Consider the following 19,229-nt stretch of genomic DNA (forward strand, 5'->3'; position numbering starts at 1 on the left):
TACCCAGGGCCATGCAGGAGCGTGGTTGCAGCAAGGGGGGATTTTTACCATTGCAGGGTGTAAGCGCCCGAGGGTTTCGTATGTTGTTACGTTATGCGGCATTGGCGGCAGTGGTCGTCGCGGCGTCTGGATGTGTACAGGAGCGCGTGGTGCATGAGCGTGTTCCAATGCAGCGTGATTACGTGGAAGTGGTCGCGCCACAGCCGCCGCCGGTGCAGGTGATCGAGGTCGAGCCGGCGCCACGTTATGGCTATGTATGGTCGCGTGGTTACTGGCGCTGGACGGGCGGGCGGTATGTCGCGGTGCACGGCCACTGGGAGCCTGTTCGCGAAGGTTATCGTTATGTGCATCCGCACTGGGTGCAGCACAGCGATGGTTTCCACTGGCAGGTGGGTGGCTGGGTGCGCTGAGCCTGGTTAAATCGGCTTCCGGGTACCCAGGAGCCGAACCTCTCGCAGCAGTGCCGCACCGAGTTGATCGGTGCCCAGCTCCCGATATCCCACCGCCTTCACCTCGCCGTTTTCCTCCGCCTGGATGATGATCACCGGCGTTTCCTTGCCCGATGCTTCGTCCACATGCATCGCGTACTGCGGGATTTCCAGCGCTATGGGCGTACCGGCCGCCTTGCCTTTCACGTTGATCAGGAACGCCGCGCATCCGCTGTCCACATCCTCGCTGTTGGCCGAGCGGCCGCTGACGAAGCAGCTCTGCGGCAGGTCGGGCCAGACGATGGCACCCCCCAGCGCGAGTGCAGGCAGTAGGGTCACGGCTGTGAGCAGAAGTGTGCGCACGTCAGGTGTTCTCTTGATCAAGGGCCAGTCGATTTTTTACCAAAGCTCACCGTCAGCTGCAACGACGCGGCTCAGACCAGTCGCTTCATGCCCGTCGTTTTGGCGGCGTCAAGGTCGAAAGTGGCAGTGTATTCGCAGCCGGCTGCGTGTGCGCATCGCTCGATCAGGCAGTCCGCAAAGTCGGCCTTGCTGGCGATGAACTTGCGCAGTGCCTTCCAGACGATATCGGCGTGTTCGATGGTCAGCTCGCGAGTGTGCAGCAGGGTTTCCAGCACCAGCACCACGTCGGACTTGGCCGATTGGTAGCAGGCCTGAAGGACCCACACCAGTTCCACGATGGACACCACGCTGACAAAGCCCGGCGATGCGGTAGTCAGCGATTCGATCAGGTGCGATGCCTTGGCCGACTGAACCGCATCGTCCTGGGTGACGTAGCGCACCAGCACATTGGTATCCAGGCCTATCATCGCGCTTGTGCTCCCCTGGCCGCGATGGCCTGGTTCATGTCTTCGATGGACACGGCCTTGGCGGGCCTGCTGATCAGCCCCTTGAGATCCTTGACGGTTTTGCTCGCGGCAATCATGGAAAACTTGCCGTCTTCCATCTCGACGAATTCCACCCGGTCGCCTGTTTCCAGGCCCAGGGCTGTCCGGACCTGGACGGGAATAGTGATTTGCCCTTTCGACGTAAGCGTGGCGGTTGCCATGGTTAATACCTCCAACATAATGCTCCTTACCCTAGAGTAAGGAGTTCTGAAGGACAAGATCCGTTGGTCCATAGGTTGCTCGCAGAAGTGAATTGGAATAGGAAAACCCTAGTCCGAACGCGCGATCCTCACACGCTTGCCTGTGCACCAAAGCGATACAAACTATGACCAGCCGCGCGCGAGGCTTATTGCACCACGCGATAACACGGCACATACGCTGCGCCGCCCGGCAGTTTCATCCGGTGCTGGGCCACGAATGCCTTCAACAGCTCATCCAGTGGTTTCATGATCGCCGGGTCGCCGTGTATTTCGTAAGGACCGTTTTCCTCGATCAGGCGAATGCCCTTGTCCTTCACGTTGCCCGCCACGATTCCCGAGAACGCACGACGCAGGTTGGCCGCCAACTCATGGGGTGCCAACGCATGACTCAACTGCAGGCTGGCCATGTTTTCGTGGGTGGGATCGAACGGACGCTGAAAGCCCTCATCAATCTTGAGCAGCCAGTTGAAGTGAAACGCATCGTTGCGTTCGCGACGGAACTGCTTCACCGCCTTGAGACCTGCGGTCATCTGGCGCGCCACTTCGGCCGGGTCGTCGATGATGATCTGGTAATGCTGTTGCGCGGCTTCACCCAGGGTGGCGCCAACGAACGCATGCAGTTGTTCCAGATAGGGCGCCGCGTGTTTGGGCCCGGTAAGCACTACCGGGAACGGCACGTCGCGGTTGTCCGGGTGCATGAGAATGCCCAGCAGGTACAGGAACTCTTCGGCCGTGCCTGCACCGCCCGGAAAGATGATGATGCCGTGGCCCACGCGCACGAAGGCTTCCAGGCGCTTTTCGATGTCCGGCAGGATCACCAGTTCGTTGACGATGGGGTTCGGTGCCTCGGCGGCGATGATGCCAGGCTCCGTCAAGCCCAGGTAGCGCCCGCCAGTGATGCGCTGTTTGGCGTGGGAAATGGTCGCGCCCTTCATCGGCCCTTTCATCACGCCTGGGCCGCAGCCGGTGCACACGTCGAGGCTGCGCAGGCCCAGTTCGTGGCCCACTTTTTTGGTGTATTTGTATTCTTCGGTATTGATCGAGTGCCCGCCCCAGCACACCACGATTTTCGGCTCGACGCCCGGACGCAGCGTACGGGCGTTGCGCAGCAGGTGGAACACGTAGTCGGTGATGCCCTGGGAGTCGCTCAGGTCGATGCGCTGGCTGTCGAGTTCGTTCTCGGTGTAGACGATGTCGCGCAGGGCGCTGAACAGCATCTCGCGGGTGCTGGCGATCATTTCGCCATCGACGAATGCATCCGCGGGCGCGTTCAATAATTCAAGGCGCACGCCGCGGTCCTGCTGATGAATACGCACTTCAAAGTCTTTGTAGGCGTCGAGGATGGTCTTGGCGTTGTCGATGTGCGCGCCAGTGTTGAGGATGGCCAGGGCGCACTGGCGAAACAGGGTGTAGATGCTGCCGGTGCCGGCGGCGCTCAGTTGCTGGACTTCGCGTTGGGAAAGTGTTTCGAGGCTGCCCTTGGGGCTGACGGAGGCGTTGATGACGTGACGTTGGGGCATTCTGATTCCTTGAAAGCACAGCCACCGCATCCTTTGAGAAGCGATGACTTGAGAAGGGTGGGCGCCGTTGACGGCGCGCGAGCCGAATATTTACCTCAGGCGCAAGGCCGAGCGCAAATACCGTCCACCCCCATCATGCCGCAGAACCTACTGAATCAGCTTCCAGTTTTTGTAGAAAACCCGACGCAGGGTAAACACGAGGCCGGCAAAACCGGCGATCACGGCGTTCAGCACCGAGGGCAGCATTGTCGGCCGCACGATGTCGATAAACAGGCAGTAACGCTTTGCGTCGTTCTTGTTGAAGGAGGCGTGCATCAGCGTGTCATCGAAAATAAACAGCGGGTCGTCGTGCCAGTAGTGTTTGTGTTTACCGACCTGGATGTACACGCCTTCGTGGTGCGGTGCCGGCGCCATGTTGTAGAGCACGCGAAACATCATGCGCAGCGGGCCGAAGTGAAACGAGGTGGAGCGGTTTTCGTTGAACACCGACACGCCGATGGTTTTCACGAACGGCAGCTTCTTGCGCAGTTGCGGAATATCCAACGTGGTTTCGATCGGACGGCCGTACCACTGGAAAAACAGCATGCCGCGCTTTTTCTCGGCCATGCGCGTATCCAGGTAGCCGATGATTTCATCCTTGTGGGCCATGGCGTCGTCGATCACCTGTTGCAGGTCGTCGCGCCAGGCCGGCGGCAGGTCATGCATCGTATAAACATGGCGATTGCGGCGGCTCAACAGGTCGAGCAGGGTGTTGAACGGTGCCAGCACCCAGGTATTGCGTCCGTTTCCGATGAAATATTTCTTGATGGTGTCACGGTCGTACAGGCCGTTGCGCAGGAAGTCATACACACCGCACACCAGCACCAGCCCAAGGAACGCCGCCGAGGTCAGCGGGAACAGGCCAATGATCAGCAGCACGCCTGCCACCCAGGCAAGCGACACTGCTCTTTTACGTAAAACGGACTTGCTCATCAAACTCAGCTCCAGCGGGACGCCATTCGACAGGTCCGGATCCATGGCTGCGAGTGGTGGGTTTTGAAACATATTGAAACAATCCGTTCATGATAAAGGCGTTCTACCGTCAGCGGGCGTTTTAAGTAGTGGGAAATTGTGAAGACTGCGTTCAGTTTTTAACCCTAGCCGCACTTGGCAGGCTGTGCGGATTGGATTTTGTAAACGGAAGATTTGCGACTATCGTGACGCTTCGGTTTTTTGGGCGTCATAGACCGGTACGATTAAGTTGAATGGCCACCATTGGCCTTCGGCACCTTGGAAGAGGCAGAATTTTTATGATCATCAAACCGCGGGTTCGTGGCTTTATCTGTGTGACCGCTCACCCTGTTGGATGTGAAGCGAACGTCAAAGAGCAGATCGACTACGTGACTCAACATGGCGTCATCGAGGGCGGCCCCAAAAAGGTGCTGGTACTCGGCGCTTCCACTGGCTACGGCCTGGCCGCGCGCATCAGTGCCGCGTTTGGCTGTGGTGCCGATACCTTGGGCGTGTTTTTTGAGAAAGAAGGCGAAGAGGGCAAACTCAGTTCCGCCGGCTGGTACAACAGCGCGGCGTTCGAGAAGTTTGCCGTCGAGAAAGGCCTGTACGCCAAGAGCATCAACGGCGACGCGTTCTCCGACGAGATCAAGCGCCTGACCATCGACACCATCAAAAAGGACCTGGGCAAGATCGACCTCGTGGTCTACAGCCTGGCCGCGCCGCGCCGTACCGACCCGCAGGGCGTGGTGCACACCTCCACCCTCAAGCCGATCGGCAAGGCCGTGACCCTGCGCGGTATCAACACCGACAAGGGCGTTGTGGTCGACACCACCCTTGAGCCGGCCACCCAGGAAGAAATCGACGGCACCGTGAAAGTCATGGGCGGCGAAGACTGGCAGCTGTGGATCGACGCCCTGCGCGACGCCGACGTCCTGGCCGAAGGCGCCAAGACCACAGCGTTCACCTACCTCGGCGAGAAGCTGACCCAGGACATCTACTGGAACGGTTCCATTGGCGAAGCCAAGAAAGACCTGGATAAAAAAGTCCTGACCCTGCGCGATAACCTCGCGGCGCTCAAGGGCGATGCCCGTGTGTCGGTGCTCAAGGCCGTGGTCACCCAGGCCAGCTCGGCGATCCCGATCATGCCGCTGTACCTGTCGCTGCTGTTCAAGGTGATGAAAGAGCAGGGCACCCACGAAGGCTGCATCGAGCAGGTCTATGGCCTGTTCAAGGACAGCCTGTACGGCAGCGAGCCCAAGCTGGACGCCGATGGCCGTCTGCGCGCCGACCTGGCCGAGCTGGAACCAAAGGTCCAGGACGCCGTGGCCGCGCTGTGGAACCAGGTGACCGATGACAACGTCAACGAGATCAGCGATTTTGCCGGCTACAAGGCTGAGTTCCTGCGCTTGTTCGGTTTTGAGGTCGACGGCGTGGACTACGAGGCCGACGTGAACCCGACCGTGAAGATCAATGGTTTGATCCAGGCCTGAGACGCGGTTTAAACAATGTGGGAAGGGACCAGCCCCTCCCACATTTTTTGTGTTTTTCAGAAGCGTCTTACATGCTGACGCGCAGCTCCCGCCTCACAGACTCTGCCAGACTCCTTTGGCTATCACGCCATGCCAACGGAGGATCTGATGACGATTCGCGCAGTAGTTTTCGATTTCGGCGGTGTCCTGTTTGACTGGAGCCCGCTGCACCTGTACCGCAAGCTGATTGCCAACGACCATGAACGCCAGTGGTTCCTGGACAATATCTGCACCCAGGCCTGGAACACCGAGCAGGACGCCGGTCGCCCCCTGGCCGAGGCCACCCGCACGCTGGTTGACCAGTATCCGCACCACGAAACCCTGATCCGCGCCTACTACGACCGCTGGCCTGAAATGCTGCGTGGCCCATTGCCCGAAGGCGTGGCGATCCTCAAGGCTTTGCACGCCGTCAATATGCCGTTGTTCGGGCTTACCAACTGGTCCGCTGAAACCTTCCCCTACGCCCGCGCCAACTACCCGTTCCTGCAGTGTCTGCGCGATATCGTCGTGTCCGGCGAGTTGAAGCTGATCAAGCCCGATCCCGCGATCTATCACGCCAGCCTCGGACAGGTGCGCGCCCATCTGCCGGATATCCAGGCGGGAGAAGTGGTGTTTATCGATGATGTGGCCGGCAACGTCGAGGCCGCCATCGCACTGGGCTGGCAGGGCATTCATCATGTGTCGGCCGAGCGCACCGCCGCGCAGTTGCGTGAGTTGGGTGTGGGCTTTTAATGCAGTCTCACTGTGGGAGGCAGCAATCCCCCTCCCACAGGGGACCAGTGTGATCCTCAAAGGTCTGCGCCATTGAGCCACTCCTGGTTCAGCGTTTCGGTGTCTCCCAGGTACTCCAGCAACCATGCCATGGCCGGCGACAGTCTGTTCTGCGCCCAGGCCACGCACGAGGGGCTCGCGGGGAAGGGCCGGTGCAGTTGCAGCGCCATCAACTCGCCACGCTCGATCCACGGCAACACCTGATGCGCCGGTGCCATGCCGACGCACAGACCGTCGCGCAGGCAGTCGATGGCCGAGGACCAGTTGGGCACCACCAGCCGCCGTTGATTGTCCAGGGTCCAGGTGTCGCGCTTGGGCAGGTTGCGAGAGGTATCGGTCATGCACAGCGAGGCGAACGGGCGCAGTTGATCGTCGCTGAGCAAGCCGTTCACTGCCGCCAACGGATGCCTGGCGCTGACCACGCACAGCCAGTTCATAAGGCCCATGTCACGAAAGGTGAAATGGCTGGCCACCGGCACTGCGCTGGTGGCGCCGATCACGATGTCGGTGCGCTCATCGGCGAGGGCGTCCCACACGCCGTTGTACACCTCGTATTCCAGCAACAACTCCACGTCGGGAAACTGCCGGTAGAAATCCAGTACCAACTGCCGACAGCGCTGCGGTTTGACGATGGAATCCACCGCCACCTTCAACTGACCGCTCCAGCCATTGGCCACCTGCTGGCACAAGCGCCGGGTGCCGAGCATTTTCTTCATCACGCCACGGGCTTCATCAATGAACAGACGGCCGGCGGGTGTCAGTTCCACATCCCGGTGGCGGCGGATGAACAGCGGCACCGCCAGCCATTCTTCGAGTTGCCGCACGGTGTAGCTGATGGCAGACGGCACACGGTGCAGTTCCTGGGCGGCGGCGCTGAAGCTGCCATGACGCGCCACGGCGTCCACCACATCCAAGGAGTATTCGGACCACATGAGCGGTTGCCTTCAAATTAGTTGATAGGAATGTCCAATTATTCTCGCTTCACACAGGATTTGTCAGCTTCATAATGGGCGTCAGTCAGCAAATAGTTTGATGGCAAGGTAGAAAAGGCTTCAATGAAAAATTCGTTTGGTTTTATCGGGTATCTGGCGGGGCTGAGCATGCTCGGTTATCTCGCCATGGACATGTACTTGCCGGCGTTCGGCGCCATGGGCGAGCAGTTGCAGATCGGCGCGGGCGCCGTGGGCGCCAGTCTGAGTGTTTTCCTCGCAGGGTTTGCCGTGGGGCAGCTGCTGTGGGGGCCGCTGTCGGACCGCCTGGGGCGCAAGCCGATCCTGCTGACAGGCCTGAGCCTGTTCGTGCTGGGTTGTGCCGGGATGTTCTGGGTCGAGACCGCGCCGCAGTTGCTGGCCTTGCGTTTCATCCAGGCCATTGGCGTGTGTGCCGCCGCCGTGAGCTGGCAAGCGCTGGTGATCGACCGTTACCCGGCCGACAAGGCCCATCGCGTGTTTGCCAGCATCATGCCGCTGATGTCGCTGTCGCCGGCCCTGGCGCCGCTGTTGGGGGCGATGGTGTTGAACCATTTCGGCTGGCAGGCGATTTTCGCGGTGTTGCTCGGGGTGTCGCTGGTGTTGCTGTTGCCCACCTTGTTCCTGTGCAGCCCGCCGAAACGCCCTGCAGACAAACCGGCGGTACGCCTCGGCTACGGGCAGTTGCTCACCTCGCGGGTGTTCACCGGCAATGTGATGATCTTTGCCGCGTGCTCCGCAAGCTTCTTCTCTTGGCTCACCGCTTCGCCGTTCATCCTCGGGGGCATGGGCTACAGCCCCGGCGATATTGGCCTGAGCTATATAGTGCCGACGCTGGCCTTCCTGATCGGTGGCTACAGTTGCCGCAGTGCCCTGCAACGCTTCGAAGGCAAGGCGCTGCTGCCGTGGCTGCTGGTGGCGTATTGCATCAGCATGGTGGCGCTTTATCTGGTCGCGACCTTTACCGTGCCGACCCTCACCACCTTGCTGATTCCCTTTTGCCTCATGGCGTTGGTCAACGGTGCGAGCTACCCCATCGTGGTGGCGAACGCGCTGATGCCGTTCGCGGAAAATTCCGGCAAGGCGGCGGCGCTGCAAAACACGTTGCAGTTGGGCCTGTGTTTTCTCGGCAGCCTGCTGGTGTCGTCGCTGCTCGACCAGCCGCTGATGATCACCGTGAGCGTGATGCTGGCAACCGCACCGGTGGCGGTGTTGGGTTATTGGCTGGCGCGGCCGAGAACTGAGTGCGGCATGCTGGCGAGTGATATGTCCGGTTGATTGTATACAACTATATGGACATATAGTCTTTACATTGCATACAGTGGTCTCACAACAAAAACAGAGACCCTCTCACCATGACTATCCCGAAGGCATCACCGCAGCGGCCAGAAGATGAGAATCTGGGCATCGCCGCCAACCTGGCGTACGGCCTGCAGCATGTGCTGACCATGTACGGCGGTATTGTTGCCGTACCGCTGATCGTCGGCCAGGCGGCCGGGTTGGCGCCGGCACAGATTGGTCTGCTGATCGCCGCATCGCTGTTTGCCGGTGGCTTGGCGACCCTGCTGCAGACCCTGGGTGTGCCGTTTTTCGGTTGTCAGTTGCCACTGGTGCAGGGCGTGTCGTTCGCGGGCGTGGCAACCATGGTGGCGATTATCGGCAACGACGGTGCGGCGGGGTTGCCGGCGGTGTTCGGCGCGGTGATGGCCGCGTCGCTTATCGGCTTGTTGATCACCCCAGTGTTCTCGCGGATCACCCGTTTTTTTCCACCGCTGGTGACCGGCATCGTGATCACCACCATCGGCCTGACCTTGATGCCCGTGGCCGCGCGCTGGGCCATGGGCGGCAACAGCCAGGCGGCAGACTTCGGCAGCGTGCCGAATATCGGCCTGGCTGCACTGACCCTGGTATTGGTGCTGTTGCTGAGCAAGGTTGGCAGCGCGGCCATCTCACGGTTGTCGATCCTGCTGGCGATGGTCATCGGCACCGTGATCGCGGTGGTGCTCGGCATGGCGGATTTTTCCGGCGTGACCCAGGGGCCGATGTTCGGTTTTCCCACTCCCTTGCACTTCGGCATGCCCACCTTTCAGGTGGCCGCGATCCTTTCCATGTGCATCGTGGTGATGGTGACGCTGGTGGAAACCTCGGCGGACATCCTCGCGGTGGGTGAGATCATCGACACCCGGGTCGACGCCAAACGCCTGGGCAATGGCCTGCGTGCCGACATGCTGTCGAGCCTGTTCGCGCCGATCTTCGGCTCGTTCACCCAAAGCGCGTTCGCCCAGAACGTGGGGCTGGTGGCCGTTACCGGGGTGAAGAGCCGCTGTGTGGTGGCGACGGGCGGGGCGTTCCTGGTGATCCTCGGCCTGTTGCCGTTCATGGGCCGGGTGATTGCCGCCGTGCCCACGTCGGTGCTGGGCGGCGCGGGCATCGTGTTGTTTGGCACCGTGGCGGCCAGCGGTATTCGCACGCTGTCGAAGGTGGATTACCGCAATAACATGAACCTGATCATCGTCGCCACGTCCATCGGTTTTGGCATGATTCCGATTGCCGCGCCGAGCTTCTATGACCAGTTCCCCGGCTGGTTCGCAACCATTTTTCATTCAGGGATAAGTTCGTCGGCGATCATGGCGATTGTGCTGAACCTGGCGTTCAATCACTTCACCGCCGGCAACTCGGACCAGCAGTCTGTGTTCGTGGCCGGCACCGAGCGCAGGCTGTGTTTTCACGATGTGGCGGCGTTGCGTGATGGCGATTATTTTCGCGGCGGCAAGCTGTTTGATGCCGAAGGGAAGGAGGTTCCGTTGTTGGCCGACATTCCAGGGAAAACAGCGAAACCTGAAATCACTGAGGTCTGAATGCGAGAGGGGGATTGCCCCCCCTCGCATCACCTGTTCAACCGGCCTTGAGTTCAGCGTGCCGTACCGAACACACCTCATCCAGAAACTTCACCACCGTGCCCATGCACGCCTGGCGTTCTTCCACATGGGGCATGTGGCTGGAGTCCTCAAACAGTGCCCAGCGCACGTCGGCGATCTCATCCAGAAACGGCTTGACCACCAGCGGCGTGGCCTCATCGTGCCGCCCGGAGATCACCAGCGTCGGCACGTTGATCGCCGACAGCCGGCCGATCACGTTCCAATCCTTCAAGCTGCCGATCACATGGAACTCGGTCGGGCCGCTCATGGCGTGGTACACCGTTGGGTCGGCGTCGACCTGGGCGAAGGTGCGCGCCACTTCTTCGGGCCACGGGTTGACCCGGCACACGTGCTGGTCATAGAAAATTCGCGAAGCGGCAAGGTATTCCGGGTCCTGGTAGGTGCCGGCTGCTTCGTGCTTGAGCAGGGTTTCATCGACGCCTTCGGGCAGCAATTTACGCAGGCGGTTGGCTTCGCTGACCCAGGTGCGCATGCAGGTGGGCGAGTTGGCCGGGATGAATGCGCGCAAGCCCTTGGGTTGCGCAATGGCATGTTCGCTGCCGAGCATGCCGCCCCAGGATTGCCCGAGGATTGCGTAGTCATTGCTGATTTGCAGATGGTCGAGCAGGTTGTTCAGCTCGTCGAGGAACAGGCCGATGGTCCAGAAGGAGGGAGGCTTGTCGGGCAGGTGAGTGGAGCGGCCATTGCCCAGTTGATCGTAGTGGATCACCGCGTGACCGCTGGCGGCGACGTCCTTGAACGCGTCGACGTAATCATGGGTGCAACCGGGGCCACCATGAATAATGACCAGCGGCGTACGCCCGGTGCTCAGGTCGCCGGTGACGCGGTACCAGGTCTGGTAGGCGCCGAAGGCCGCATAGCCTTCGCGGATTTTGTCGATGAATTCCATTTCGTACCCTGCTCTGAAAAAAGGATCAGGACTACGATAATTGGCCTGGACGATTCAGGTAACTAGCAAAACAGCTAGGTTTTGCCGAGGGTCAGTCTTCCAGTAACCGGTAATGGCTGGCACGCACCACCGCCTGCACACGGTTCCTGGCCCCCAGTTTGTGCATCGCCGAGGCCAGGTGCAGGGTGACCACCGCCAGCGAGCGGCTTAATTGCGCAGCGATTTCGGCGGCGGTCATGCCCTCGGCGGCCCATTTGAGGCACTCACGTTCGCGTTTGGTCAGGTGAATATGCGGGTAGGTGCGCAGCTCTTTACTGAACAGCGGGTAGGCCGCTTCCTGCAAGGCGTGGGTAATCAGGCTGAAGTCGGACAGCGTGTGCCGGGCATCCTGCAGCACCGCGCCGGCGTTGCCGGTGCGTAGGCCGGTCAGCGAAGCGAAGCCGCCGCGCGGCAAGTGGATGGGCACGCTGACGCCGCAGGTCAGTTGCTGGTCGTGCAGGTAGGAGGATACGGGGGCGTGGCAGGGGTCGATGATGGTTTGCAGCGCGGTCTCGGCCTTGGCCTCGTAGGACCAGACAAACGGCGATACCGTGCGCAAGGCCAGGTGCTGCACCGGATCGATCTGGTAAAACCCTTCGCTGCACCACAAGGCATGCCAGTCGGGCGGTGTGTTGCGCAGCTCCAGCACCGAGGGGGTGATCAGGCTGCCGTCGTGGTCGATCGGCACCGGGGTGTAATCGTATACCAGCGCATCGAAGCCCAGTTGCTGTGCAAGAAGAAATGTATTGTCCATCTGCTCATCCAGGCTCCTGCCCGGCATCAGACGATTGTTGAAGGCAGTTAGCTTGGCCAGCATCCGTTCTGCTCCCGAATTCATTTGAATCTCGACTTGCGGCAAGTAGAATGCCACGCCCCGGCGAAGGACTGCCAGACCAAACCTATAAGAAATACTAGGTTATGGACACGCGGCATCCTCGGTAGTGTTGGCCTGATCAGCGGCCACTGCCAGCCAGGCCGATACCACACAAGGAATGTACGCATGTGGCATGAAATTGCCCCCGACCAGCAATACAACGTGCAAGTCGACGGCCACAACCTCGTGGTCTACAGCTTTGGCGAAGGCGATGAGGTGTTGCTGTGCCTCAACGGCGGCCCGGGCCTGCCGTGTGACTACTTGCGCGACGCCCATGGCTGGCTCAAGGACCATAACCTGCGAGTGGTTGCATTCGACCAGCTTGGCACGGGCGCTTCTGCCAGACCCACCGACGTCTCCTTGTGGGAAATCGGCCGTTATGTCGAGGAAGTCGAAACCGTACGCCAAACCCTGGGCCTGGGCCGTGTGCACATGCTCGGCCATTCCTGGGGCGGCTGGCTCGCCATCGAATACGCCATTCATTACCCGCACGCGCTGAAAAGCCTGATCCTGGAAAATACCGTCGGCGACATCCCGCACCTGTCCCAGGAGCTGCAACGCCTGCGCGGCGCTCTCGGCAGCGAGACCGTGGCGATGATGCAGCGCCACGAAGCCATGGGCACCCTCGACCACCCGCAGTACCAGGCCGCAATCACCTTGCTCAACTATCGCCATGTGTGCCGTCTGGACGAGTGGCCGGAACCGGTCAAACGCTCCCTTGGCGACTGGAACATGGGGCCTTACGAAACCATGCAGGGCCCCAACGAATTCCTCTATATCGGCAACCTCAAGGACTGGAACCGCCTTGAGCAGATGGCCGCGTTCAGCATGCCGATCCTGATCACCACCGGCCAGCACGATGAACTCACGCCGGCCTGCGCCCTGCGCATGAAACTGGCGGCCCGGCATGCCGAGTTGCATGTGTTCCCCAACAGCAGCCATATGCCGTTCTACGAAGAACCCCTGGCGTATTTTCCGGTGCTGCTGGACTTTCTCGCGCGTCATCGAGGCTGACGGATGAACCTTGCGCGCTACCGTTTCGTGCTGTCCCGGCCGCTGCAATTGCTGCCGGTGCTGTTTGGCATCAGCCTGATCACCTTTGTGCTGGTGCGCTCGATCCCCGGTGACCCGGCGCGGGCCTTGCTCGGCTCGCGCAGCACGCCGGATGCGTTGCTGAAGATTCGCGCGCAGTTCGGCCTCGACCAGCCGCTGTGGCTGCAATATTTCTACTTCCTGAAAAACCTGCTCAAGGGCGACCTCGGCCAGTCCCTGCTGTACAAGGTCGATGCCCTGAAGCTGATCGTGACCCGCATCGAACCGACCCTGGTGCTGGTGCTCGGCAGCGTGCTGCTGGCGCTGCTGATCGCGGTGCCGCTGGCCACGGTGGCGGCGCGCCGCAAAGGCGGCTGGGCGGACAACCTGATCCGCGTGTTCACCACGCTGGGCCTGGGCATGCCGGCGTTCTGGCTGGGCCTGATGCTGATTCTTGTGCTGAGCGTGCAATGGGGGCTGTTCCCGGTGTCCGGTTACGGCCGTACCTGGCTGGACAAGGCGCACCACATGGTGCTGCCGTGCCTGACCATTGCCCTGGCGCTCTCGGCGGTGCTGGTGCGCAACCTGCGGGCGAGCATGTTGATGGAATTGCAGGCCGACCATGTCACCGCCGCCCGGGCCCGCGGGCTGTCGGAAGCGGCGGTGTTTCGCCGGCATGTGCTGCCCAATTCCCTGGTGCCGGCGGTCAACCTGCTGGCGGTGAATATCGGCTGGTTGATCAGTGGCACGGTGGTGATCGAAAGCCTGTTCGCCATTCCCGGCATCGGCCAGTTGCTGGTACGCGGCATTTTTACCCGCGATTACATGGTGGTGCAGGGCGTGGCGATGGTGCTGGCGTGCGCGACGGTGCTGGTCAACTTCATCGCGGACGTAGTGACCGTGACCCTCGACCCACGGGTGAAGATGCAATGAGCAGCCCGCCGATGATTGCGCCATGGCGGCTGCGCCTGCGGCTGGGCTTTCGCAATGGCCGGCTGACCGCCGCGTGGGGGCTGCTGATATTGCTGGTGTGGCTGGCCCTGGCGGTCTTTGCGCCCTGGCTCGCACCCTATGACCCGATTGCGCAGAACACCGAATTCAGCCTGCTGGCGCCGAGCCTGGCGCACCCGTTCGGCACCGACAACTATGGGCGCGACATCCTGTCCCGGGTGATCTGGGGCGCGCGGATTGACCTGCAACTGGCCATTGTCGGCGTGATCTTCCCGTTCATGATCGGCACCTTCGTCGGCGCAGTGTCCGGCTATATCGGCGGGCGCTTCGACAGCGTCTGCATGCGTGTGATCGACGTGGTCCTGGCGTTTCCGTTTTTGGTGCTGATGCTGGCGATCATGGCCATCCTCGGCCCGGGCCTGAAGAGTTTTTATATCGCCATGGCGCTGGTGGGCTGGGTGTCGTACGCGCGGCTGATTCGCTCGCAGATTCTGGTGCTCAAGGAAAGCGAATTTGCCCTGGCTGCCAGAAGCCTGGGCTTTGGCCATGGGCGCATCCTGTTCCGGCATTTGCTGCCCAACGCGATGTTTGGCTCGATTGTGTTTTCCATGTCGGATGCGGTGCTGGTGCTGCTCAACGGCGCCGCCGTGAGTTACCTGGGCCTGGGCGTGCAGCCGCCGACGGCCGAGTGGGGCACCATGGTCGCCGAAGGGCAGGCATTCATCACCACGGCCTGGTGGATCTGCACCTTTCCGGGCTTGGCCATTGTGACCCTGGCCATGGGGTTCAGCCTGCTGGCCGACGGCGTGGCGCAGGTATTGGGAGAGCGCACATGAGCCTGCTGCAGGTGCGCGACCTCAGCGTGATCGCCAGCAATGCGGGGCGCGATGTCACGCTGGTGGACCGCGTGTCCTTCGATCTGGCCGAAGGCGAAATCCTCGGCCTGGTGGGCGAGAGCGGCTCGGGCAAGACCCTGGCCTGTCGCGGCCTGATGCGCCTGCTGCCGTCGCCGAACCTGCGGGTGCAAGGCGGCGCCGTGCGGCTGGCCGGTCAGGACCTGCTGGCGCTTGACGATGCCGGCATGCGCGCGGTGCGTGGCGGACAACTGGGCATGATCTTCCAGAATCCCAGCAGCCATCTGGACCCGTTGATGCGCATTGGCGAACAGATCGCCGAGGGCATTCGACTGCATCAGGGGGCGTCGAAAAAGGAAGCCCGTTTGCAGACCATCGAGGTGTTGCGCCAGGTGGGCATTCCCGACCCGCAGGCGCGGGTCGACAACTTTCCCCATGAGTTTTCCGGCGGCATGCGTCAGCGCGCAATGATCGCCGTGGCCCTGGGCTGCAACCCGAAGGTGCTGATCGCCGACGAGCCGACCACGGCGCTCGACGTGACGGTACAGGCACAGATCCTGCGCCTGTTGCTGGACCTGCGTGACACGCGCGGCCTGTCGATCATCATGATTACCCACGACCTCGGCGTGGTGGCGCAGACCTGTGACGCCATCGCGGTGATGTATGCCGGGCGCCTGTGCGAACACGGCAGCAAGTACGAGCTGCTGGCCCGTCCGCAGCACCCGTACACCGCCGGCCTGATCGACTGCCAGCCCGCCCGCAGCAGCGGCCACGCGTTGCTGCGCACCATCCCCGGCCAGCCGCCGTTGCTGGATGCGCTGCCGCCCGGTTGCCGTTTCAACCCACGCTGCCCGCAGGTGGGCACGTTATGCACCGACGTGCTGCCCGAAGGCGCGCGGGTGGCGTGTCACTATCCACTGGGAGAGCGCCCATGAGCCTGCTGCAGATCAAGGACCTGGAGGTGAAGTTTGCCGCGTCCGGCACGGGCGTGTTCGGCTTGAACAAGCAGTGGGTGAGGGCGGTGAACGGGGTGTCGCTGAACCTGGAAGCGGGGCAAACCCTCGGTCTGGTGGGCGAGTCCGGCAGCGGTAAAAGCACCCTGGGCCGTGCAATCCTGCACCTCAATCCAATCAGTGGTGGTCAGGTGCTGTTTGATGGCATCGACATGGCCCACGGCAGCGCCATCGACATCGCCCGCCTGCGCCATGAAACCGCGATGATCTTCCAGGACCCGTACGCGGCGTTGAACCCGCGCCACACCATCGGTGAAACCCTTGCCGAAGTCTTGCGGGTGCAGCGCAAGGTCGCGCCGCCGCAGATCCCGGCGCGCGTGAATGAATTGCTCGACCTGGTCGGCCTGCGCCCCGAGCTGGCGTCACGCAAGCCTGGCGCCCTCAGCGGCGGCCAGTGCCAACGCGTCGGCATCGCCCGCGCGCTGGCGGTGGAGCCGCGCCTGATTATCGCCGATGAGTGCGTGGCGGCGCTGGATGTGTCGATCCAGGGCCAGATCATCAACCTGCTGCTGGAACTGCAACAGCGCATGAACCTGGCGATTCTGTTTATCGCCCACGACCTCGCCATCGTGCGCCGCCTGTGCGATCGCGTGGCGGTGATGTACCTGGGCAAGATCGTGGAAGAAGGGCCGGTGGAAGCCGTGTTCACCGCCCCCCGTCATCCGTATACGGCAGCGCTGATCCAGGCGATCCCGGAGATCGATCCTCACCGGCCGTTACCTGCCGAGCCGCTGCCGGGCGAGCCACCCAGCCCGCTGAACCTGCCCGACGGCTGCGCGTTTCACCCGCGTTGCCGGCATGCGCGGGCCATGTGTTCCGTGGTGTTGCCGCCCACCCATTTCCTGCACGAGCATCGGTACAGTTGCGTGCTTGAAGAACCTTTGCTTTGACCCCCCCTGCCATTCATAGACAAGGAGTTATGACATGCACTCACGCCCTTTGAAGTTGCTTGCCGCCGCCACATTGACCGCCTGGTCCCTCACCGCCGGGCTGGCCCAGGCCGCCGGGGTGCTGACCATCGGCTGCCGCGAGGACAGCACCACGTTCGACCCGATCAAGAGCGCGCAGAACCGCGACACCTGGGTGTTCGCCAACGTCTACGACACCCTGGTGCGGGTGGATAACCTGGGCACCAAGATGGAACCTGGCCTGGCCGAAAGCTGGGAGATTTCCAGAGACGGCTTGACCTACACCTTCAAGCTGCGTGACGCGAAATTCTCCGACGGCTCGGCCATCACCGCTGCCGACGCGGCCTTCAGCCTGCTGCGCATCCGTGACAACAAAGCCTCACTGTGGGCCGACCCGTTCAACCTGATCAACACCGCCAAGGCCGCCGATGCGAAAACCCTGGTCGTCACCTTGAAGACCCCGGCCGTGGCCTTCCTTTCGCAGCTGGCGTCGCCAACCGTTTCGATCCTGTCGGAAAAAGCCATGACCGAGATGGGCGAAGACGCCTACTCGGAAAACCCGGTGACCTCCGGTGCGTTCACCGTGGACGAGTGGCGCAAGGGCGACCGTGTGATCCTGAAAAAGAACCCGAATTTCTGGCAGGCCAAAAACGTCAGCCTCGATGGCGTGGAATGGGTGTCGGTGACCGACGACAACACGCGCATGCGCATGGTGCAGAACAACGAGCTGGACACGGCGATCTTCGTCCCGTTTTCACGGGTTGAAGAGCTGAAGAAAGACAACAACGTAGTGATCCACGCCGACCCGTCCACCCGTGAAGATCACCTGCTGATCAACCACGCCCACGGCCTGCTGGCCAAACAGCAGGTCCGGGAAGCGCTGGACATGGCCATCGACAAGCAGTCGCTGGTGAAGGCCGCCACGTACGGTCAGGGCACCGTGGCCTATTCCTACATTCCGAAGGGCTCGCTGTACCACTACGCCGACAACCTGCAACGCCCGTACGACCCGACCGCCGCCAAAAAGCTGCTGGAAGCGGCCGGTGCCAAGGACTTGAAGCTCAACTACGTGGTCAACGCCGGCAACGAAGCCGACGAGCAGATTGCGGTGATCATCAAGGACCAGTTGGCCAAGGTCGGCGTCACCGCCAACCTGCAGAAGGTCGACCCGACCCAGAGCTGGCAGATGCTGGTGGACGGTGAATACGATATTTCGGTGATGTACTGGACCAACGATATCCTCGACCCGGACCAGAAGACCACCTTCGTGCTGGGCCACGACACCAACCAGAACTACATGACCCGCTACAAGAACGACAAGGTCAGGGAACTGGTAGCCGCCGCGCGGATCGAGGCTGACCCGGTCAAGCGCGAGCAGATGTATGTCGAGTTGCAGAAGTTGGCGAAACAGGACGTGAACTGGATCGATCTGTATTACAGCCCCTACATCAATATCTCGCGCAAGAACGTGAGCAACTTCCTGCAAAACCCGCTGGGCCGCTTCACCCTCGAAGAAGTGGTGAAGAACTGACCTTGCATGCCCGATGTGACAGGGTACCTGTGGCGAGCGGGCTTGCCACAAAGCTCCCTCCCAAACTGGGATTACTGCGCGTCGAATGCCTGCCCGCTCACCCCGGCGCTGTCCGGGCCCATCAGGTACAGGTACACCGGCATGATCTCTTCCGGTGCCGGCCTGTCCATTGGATTTTCTCCCGGGTACGCCTGGGCGCGCATGCTGGTGCGGGTGCCGCCTGGGTTGATGCTGTTGGCGCGTACGGCCGCCACGTCTTCCAGCTCATCGGCCAGGGTTTGCATCAAGCCTTCGGTGGCGAACTTCGACACCCCATAGGCGCCCCAATAGGCCCGGCCCTTGCGTCCGACGCTGCTGGAGGTGAACACCACCGACGCATCCTGGGACAGCTTGAGCAGTGGCAGCATGGCGCGGGTCAACATGAACATCGCGTTGACGTTCACCTGCATCACCTGCATGAAGTGTTCGCCGGACAACTGTTCGAGCGGCGTGCGCGGGCCGATGATGGACGCGTTGTGCAACAGACCGTCGAGGCGGCCGAAGGCCTTTTCGATCATCACGGCCAGCTCATCGTATTGATGGGGCAGGGCGGTCTCCAGGTTGAACGGGATCACCACCGGTTGTGGCTGGCCGGCGGCTTCGATGTGGTCATACACCTCGGCCAGGTTGGCTTCGGTCTTGCCCAGCAACAGCACGGTGGCGCCGTGGGCCGCATAGGTTTTCGCCGCTGCAGCGCCGATCCCGCGACCGGCACCGGTTACCAGGATCACCCGGCCTTTGAGCAGTTCCGGGCGTGCTGAGTAATCAAACATAAACAACCTCGACTGTTAAAACACTGACGATCACCCTCCCACACTGGATGTTCATGGGGCAACAAGACCT

The 19,229-nt window shown here is 61.6% G+C and carries 20 protein-coding genes; 11 read left to right on the forward strand and 9 right to left on the reverse strand.

All coding sequences use genetic code 11. The features are described from left to right. The first annotated feature begins 80 nt into the window (after window positions 1-80). The gene (locus tag TU79_RS19835; RefSeq protein WP_057009591.1) at window positions 81-410 is read left to right on the forward strand and encodes a YXWGXW repeat-containing protein; all 330 of its coding nucleotides are present in this window, start codon (window positions 81-83) and stop codon (window positions 408-410) included. A gap of 6 nt (window positions 411-416) precedes the next feature. On the opposite strand, the gene TU79_RS19840 is transcribed toward TU79_RS19835, so the two are convergent. The 5 genes from TU79_RS19840 to TU79_RS19860 all read right to left on the reverse strand — a co-directional run bounded on the left by TU79_RS19840 (window position 417) and on the right by TU79_RS19860 (window position 4,028). Continuing rightward, window positions 417-791: a hypothetical protein gene (locus TU79_RS19840; protein WP_057009592.1), complete on the reverse strand. Its 375-nt coding sequence runs from the start codon at window positions 789-791 to the stop codon at window positions 417-419. 71 nt (window positions 792-862) lie between these two features. After that, complete coding sequence (locus TU79_RS19845; RefSeq protein ID WP_057009593.1) at window positions 863-1,258, reverse strand: type II toxin-antitoxin system VapC family toxin; 396 nt, start codon at window positions 1,256-1,258, stop codon at window positions 863-865. Next, entirely contained in the window at window positions 1,255-1,569 is a 315-nt protein-coding gene (locus TU79_RS19850; RefSeq protein ID WP_173670268.1) for an AbrB/MazE/SpoVT family DNA-binding domain-containing protein, read from the reverse strand. Before TU79_RS19850 ends, TU79_RS19845 begins: the two co-directional genes overlap by 4 nt. 113 nt (window positions 1,570-1,682) lie before the next feature. Beyond that, window positions 1,683-3,056, reverse strand: a complete 1,374-nt coding sequence (gene ppnN, locus TU79_RS19855) for a nucleotide 5'-monophosphate nucleosidase PpnN (protein WP_003235297.1) — start codon at window positions 3,054-3,056, stop codon at window positions 1,683-1,685. Between the two features lie 147 nt (window positions 3,057-3,203). After that, a complete protein-coding gene (locus TU79_RS19860) occupies window positions 3,204-4,028 on the reverse strand; it encodes an aspartyl/asparaginyl beta-hydroxylase domain-containing protein (RefSeq protein ID WP_057009645.1) in 825 nt (274 codons plus the stop codon). Window positions 4,029-4,345: 317 nt separating this feature from the next. On the opposite strand from TU79_RS19860, the gene fabV reads away from it, so the two are divergent. Further along, window positions 4,346-5,539, forward strand: a complete 1,194-nt coding sequence (gene fabV / locus TU79_RS19865) for an enoyl-ACP reductase FabV (RefSeq protein WP_057009594.1) — start codon at window positions 4,346-4,348, stop codon at window positions 5,537-5,539. Between the two features lie 147 nt (window positions 5,540-5,686). After that, the gene (locus TU79_RS19870; RefSeq protein ID WP_057009595.1) at window positions 5,687-6,310 is read left to right on the forward strand and encodes an HAD family hydrolase; all 624 of its coding nucleotides are present in this window, start codon (window positions 5,687-5,689) and stop codon (window positions 6,308-6,310) included. 56 nt (window positions 6,311-6,366) lie between these two features. On the opposite strand, the gene punR is transcribed toward TU79_RS19870, so the two are convergent. Continuing rightward, window positions 6,367-7,281 carry a DNA-binding transcriptional activator PunR gene (gene punR / locus TU79_RS19875; protein WP_057009596.1) on the reverse strand — a complete coding sequence of 305 codons (915 nt, stop codon included), beginning with the start codon at window positions 7,279-7,281 and terminating at the stop codon, window positions 6,367-6,369. 123 nt (window positions 7,282-7,404) lie between these two features. Between punR and punC the strand changes: the two genes are divergently transcribed. Together punC and TU79_RS19885 are read left to right on the forward strand one after the other, a co-directional pair. Then, entirely contained in the window at window positions 7,405-8,595 is a 1,191-nt protein-coding gene (gene punC, locus TU79_RS19880; protein WP_057009597.1) for a purine nucleoside transporter PunC, read from the forward strand. Between the two features lie 77 nt (window positions 8,596-8,672). Continuing rightward, a complete protein-coding gene (locus TU79_RS19885) occupies window positions 8,673-10,175 on the forward strand; it encodes a nucleobase:cation symporter-2 family protein (RefSeq protein WP_057009598.1) in 1,503 nt (500 codons plus the stop codon). Window positions 10,176-10,212: 37 nt separating this feature from the next. Here the strand turns inward: TU79_RS19885 and TU79_RS19890 are convergent, their stop codons facing one another. Both TU79_RS19890 and TU79_RS19895 read right to left on the reverse strand, forming a co-directional pair. After that, entirely contained in the window at window positions 10,213-11,145 is a 933-nt protein-coding gene (locus TU79_RS19890; protein WP_057009599.1) for a proline iminopeptidase-family hydrolase, read from the reverse strand. A 91-nt stretch (window positions 11,146-11,236) separates the two neighbouring features. Further along, window positions 11,237-12,001, reverse strand: coding sequence for a LuxR family transcriptional regulator (locus tag TU79_RS19895; RefSeq protein WP_057009600.1), 765 nt, complete (start codon window positions 11,999-12,001; stop codon window positions 11,237-11,239). 183 nt (window positions 12,002-12,184) lie between these two features. Between TU79_RS19895 and TU79_RS19900 the strand changes: the two genes are divergently transcribed. The 6 genes from TU79_RS19900 to TU79_RS19925 are packed head-to-tail and all read left to right on the forward strand — an operon-like array spanning window position 12,185 to window position 18,347. Further along, window positions 12,185-13,072, forward strand: a complete 888-nt coding sequence (locus TU79_RS19900) for a proline iminopeptidase-family hydrolase (protein WP_057009601.1) — start codon at window positions 12,185-12,187, stop codon at window positions 13,070-13,072. 3 nt (window positions 13,073-13,075) lie between these two features. Further along, complete coding sequence (locus tag TU79_RS19905) at window positions 13,076-14,023, forward strand: ABC transporter permease (protein WP_057009602.1); 948 nt, start codon at window positions 13,076-13,078, stop codon at window positions 14,021-14,023. Continuing rightward, entirely contained in the window at window positions 14,020-14,877 is an 858-nt protein-coding gene (locus TU79_RS19910) for an ABC transporter permease (RefSeq protein ID WP_057009603.1), read from the forward strand. Before TU79_RS19905 ends, TU79_RS19910 begins: the two co-directional genes overlap by 4 nt. Next, window positions 14,874-15,830 carry an ABC transporter ATP-binding protein gene (locus TU79_RS19915; RefSeq protein WP_057009604.1) on the forward strand — a complete coding sequence of 319 codons (957 nt, stop codon included), beginning with the start codon at window positions 14,874-14,876 and terminating at the stop codon, window positions 15,828-15,830. Before TU79_RS19910 ends, TU79_RS19915 begins: the two co-directional genes overlap by 4 nt. Then, window positions 15,827-16,798, forward strand: coding sequence for an ABC transporter ATP-binding protein (locus TU79_RS19920; RefSeq protein ID WP_057009605.1), 972 nt, complete (start codon window positions 15,827-15,829; stop codon window positions 16,796-16,798). The genes TU79_RS19915 and TU79_RS19920 overlap by 4 nt, the downstream gene beginning before the upstream one ends. A gap of 34 nt (window positions 16,799-16,832) precedes the next feature. Beyond that, a complete protein-coding gene (locus tag TU79_RS19925) occupies window positions 16,833-18,347 on the forward strand; it encodes an ABC transporter substrate-binding protein (protein WP_057009606.1) in 1,515 nt (504 codons plus the stop codon). Window positions 18,348-18,418: 71 nt separating this feature from the next. On the opposite strand, the gene TU79_RS19930 is transcribed toward TU79_RS19925, so the two are convergent. Then, on the reverse strand, window positions 18,419-19,159 hold the full coding sequence (locus tag TU79_RS19930) for a YciK family oxidoreductase (RefSeq protein WP_057009607.1): 741 nt from the start codon (window positions 19,157-19,159) through the stop codon (window positions 18,419-18,421). Between the last annotated feature and the right edge of the window lie 70 nt (window positions 19,160-19,229).

This window comes from Pseudomonas trivialis (genome assembly GCF_001439805.1).
Classification (GTDB): domain Bacteria; phylum Pseudomonadota; class Gammaproteobacteria; order Pseudomonadales; family Pseudomonadaceae; genus Aquipseudomonas; species Aquipseudomonas trivialis.

Coding starts and splice junctions, on each gene's coding strand:
- TU79_RS19835 (WP_057009591.1), top strand. CDS start 81: ATGTTGTTACGTTATGCGGCATTGGCGGCAGTGGTCGTCGCGGCGTCT.
- TU79_RS19845 (WP_057009593.1), bottom strand. CDS start 1,258: ATGATAGGCCTGGATACCAATGTGCTGGTGCGCTACGTCACCCAGGAC.
- TU79_RS19850 (WP_173670268.1), bottom strand. CDS start 1,569: ATGGACCAACGGATCTTGTCCTTCAGAACTCCTTACTCTAGGGTAAGG.
- ppnN (WP_003235297.1), bottom strand. CDS start 3,056: ATGCCCCAACGTCACGTCATCAACGCCTCCGTCAGCCCCAAGGGCAGC.
- TU79_RS19860 (WP_057009645.1), bottom strand. CDS start 4,028: ATGAGCAAGTCCGTTTTACGTAAAAGAGCAGTGTCGCTTGCCTGGGTG.
- fabV (WP_057009594.1), top strand. CDS start 4,346: ATGATCATCAAACCGCGGGTTCGTGGCTTTATCTGTGTGACCGCTCAC.
- TU79_RS19870 (WP_057009595.1), top strand. CDS start 5,687: ATGACGATTCGCGCAGTAGTTTTCGATTTCGGCGGTGTCCTGTTTGAC.
- punR (WP_057009596.1), bottom strand. CDS start 7,281: ATGTGGTCCGAATACTCCTTGGATGTGGTGGACGCCGTGGCGCGTCAT.
- punC (WP_057009597.1), top strand. CDS start 7,405: ATGAAAAATTCGTTTGGTTTTATCGGGTATCTGGCGGGGCTGAGCATG.
- TU79_RS19885 (WP_057009598.1), top strand. CDS start 8,673: ATGACTATCCCGAAGGCATCACCGCAGCGGCCAGAAGATGAGAATCTG.
- TU79_RS19890 (WP_057009599.1), bottom strand. CDS start 11,145: ATGGAATTCATCGACAAAATCCGCGAAGGCTATGCGGCCTTCGGCGCC.
- TU79_RS19895 (WP_057009600.1), bottom strand. CDS start 12,001: ATGCTGGCCAAGCTAACTGCCTTCAACAATCGTCTGATGCCGGGCAGG.
- TU79_RS19900 (WP_057009601.1), top strand. CDS start 12,185: ATGTGGCATGAAATTGCCCCCGACCAGCAATACAACGTGCAAGTCGAC.
- TU79_RS19905 (WP_057009602.1), top strand. CDS start 13,076: ATGAACCTTGCGCGCTACCGTTTCGTGCTGTCCCGGCCGCTGCAATTG.
- TU79_RS19910 (WP_057009603.1), top strand. CDS start 14,020: ATGAGCAGCCCGCCGATGATTGCGCCATGGCGGCTGCGCCTGCGGCTG.
- TU79_RS19915 (WP_057009604.1), top strand. CDS start 14,874: ATGAGCCTGCTGCAGGTGCGCGACCTCAGCGTGATCGCCAGCAATGCG.
- TU79_RS19920 (WP_057009605.1), top strand. CDS start 15,827: ATGAGCCTGCTGCAGATCAAGGACCTGGAGGTGAAGTTTGCCGCGTCC.
- TU79_RS19925 (WP_057009606.1), top strand. CDS start 16,833: ATGCACTCACGCCCTTTGAAGTTGCTTGCCGCCGCCACATTGACCGCC.
- TU79_RS19930 (WP_057009607.1), bottom strand. CDS start 19,159: ATGTTTGATTACTCAGCACGCCCGGAACTGCTCAAAGGCCGGGTGATC.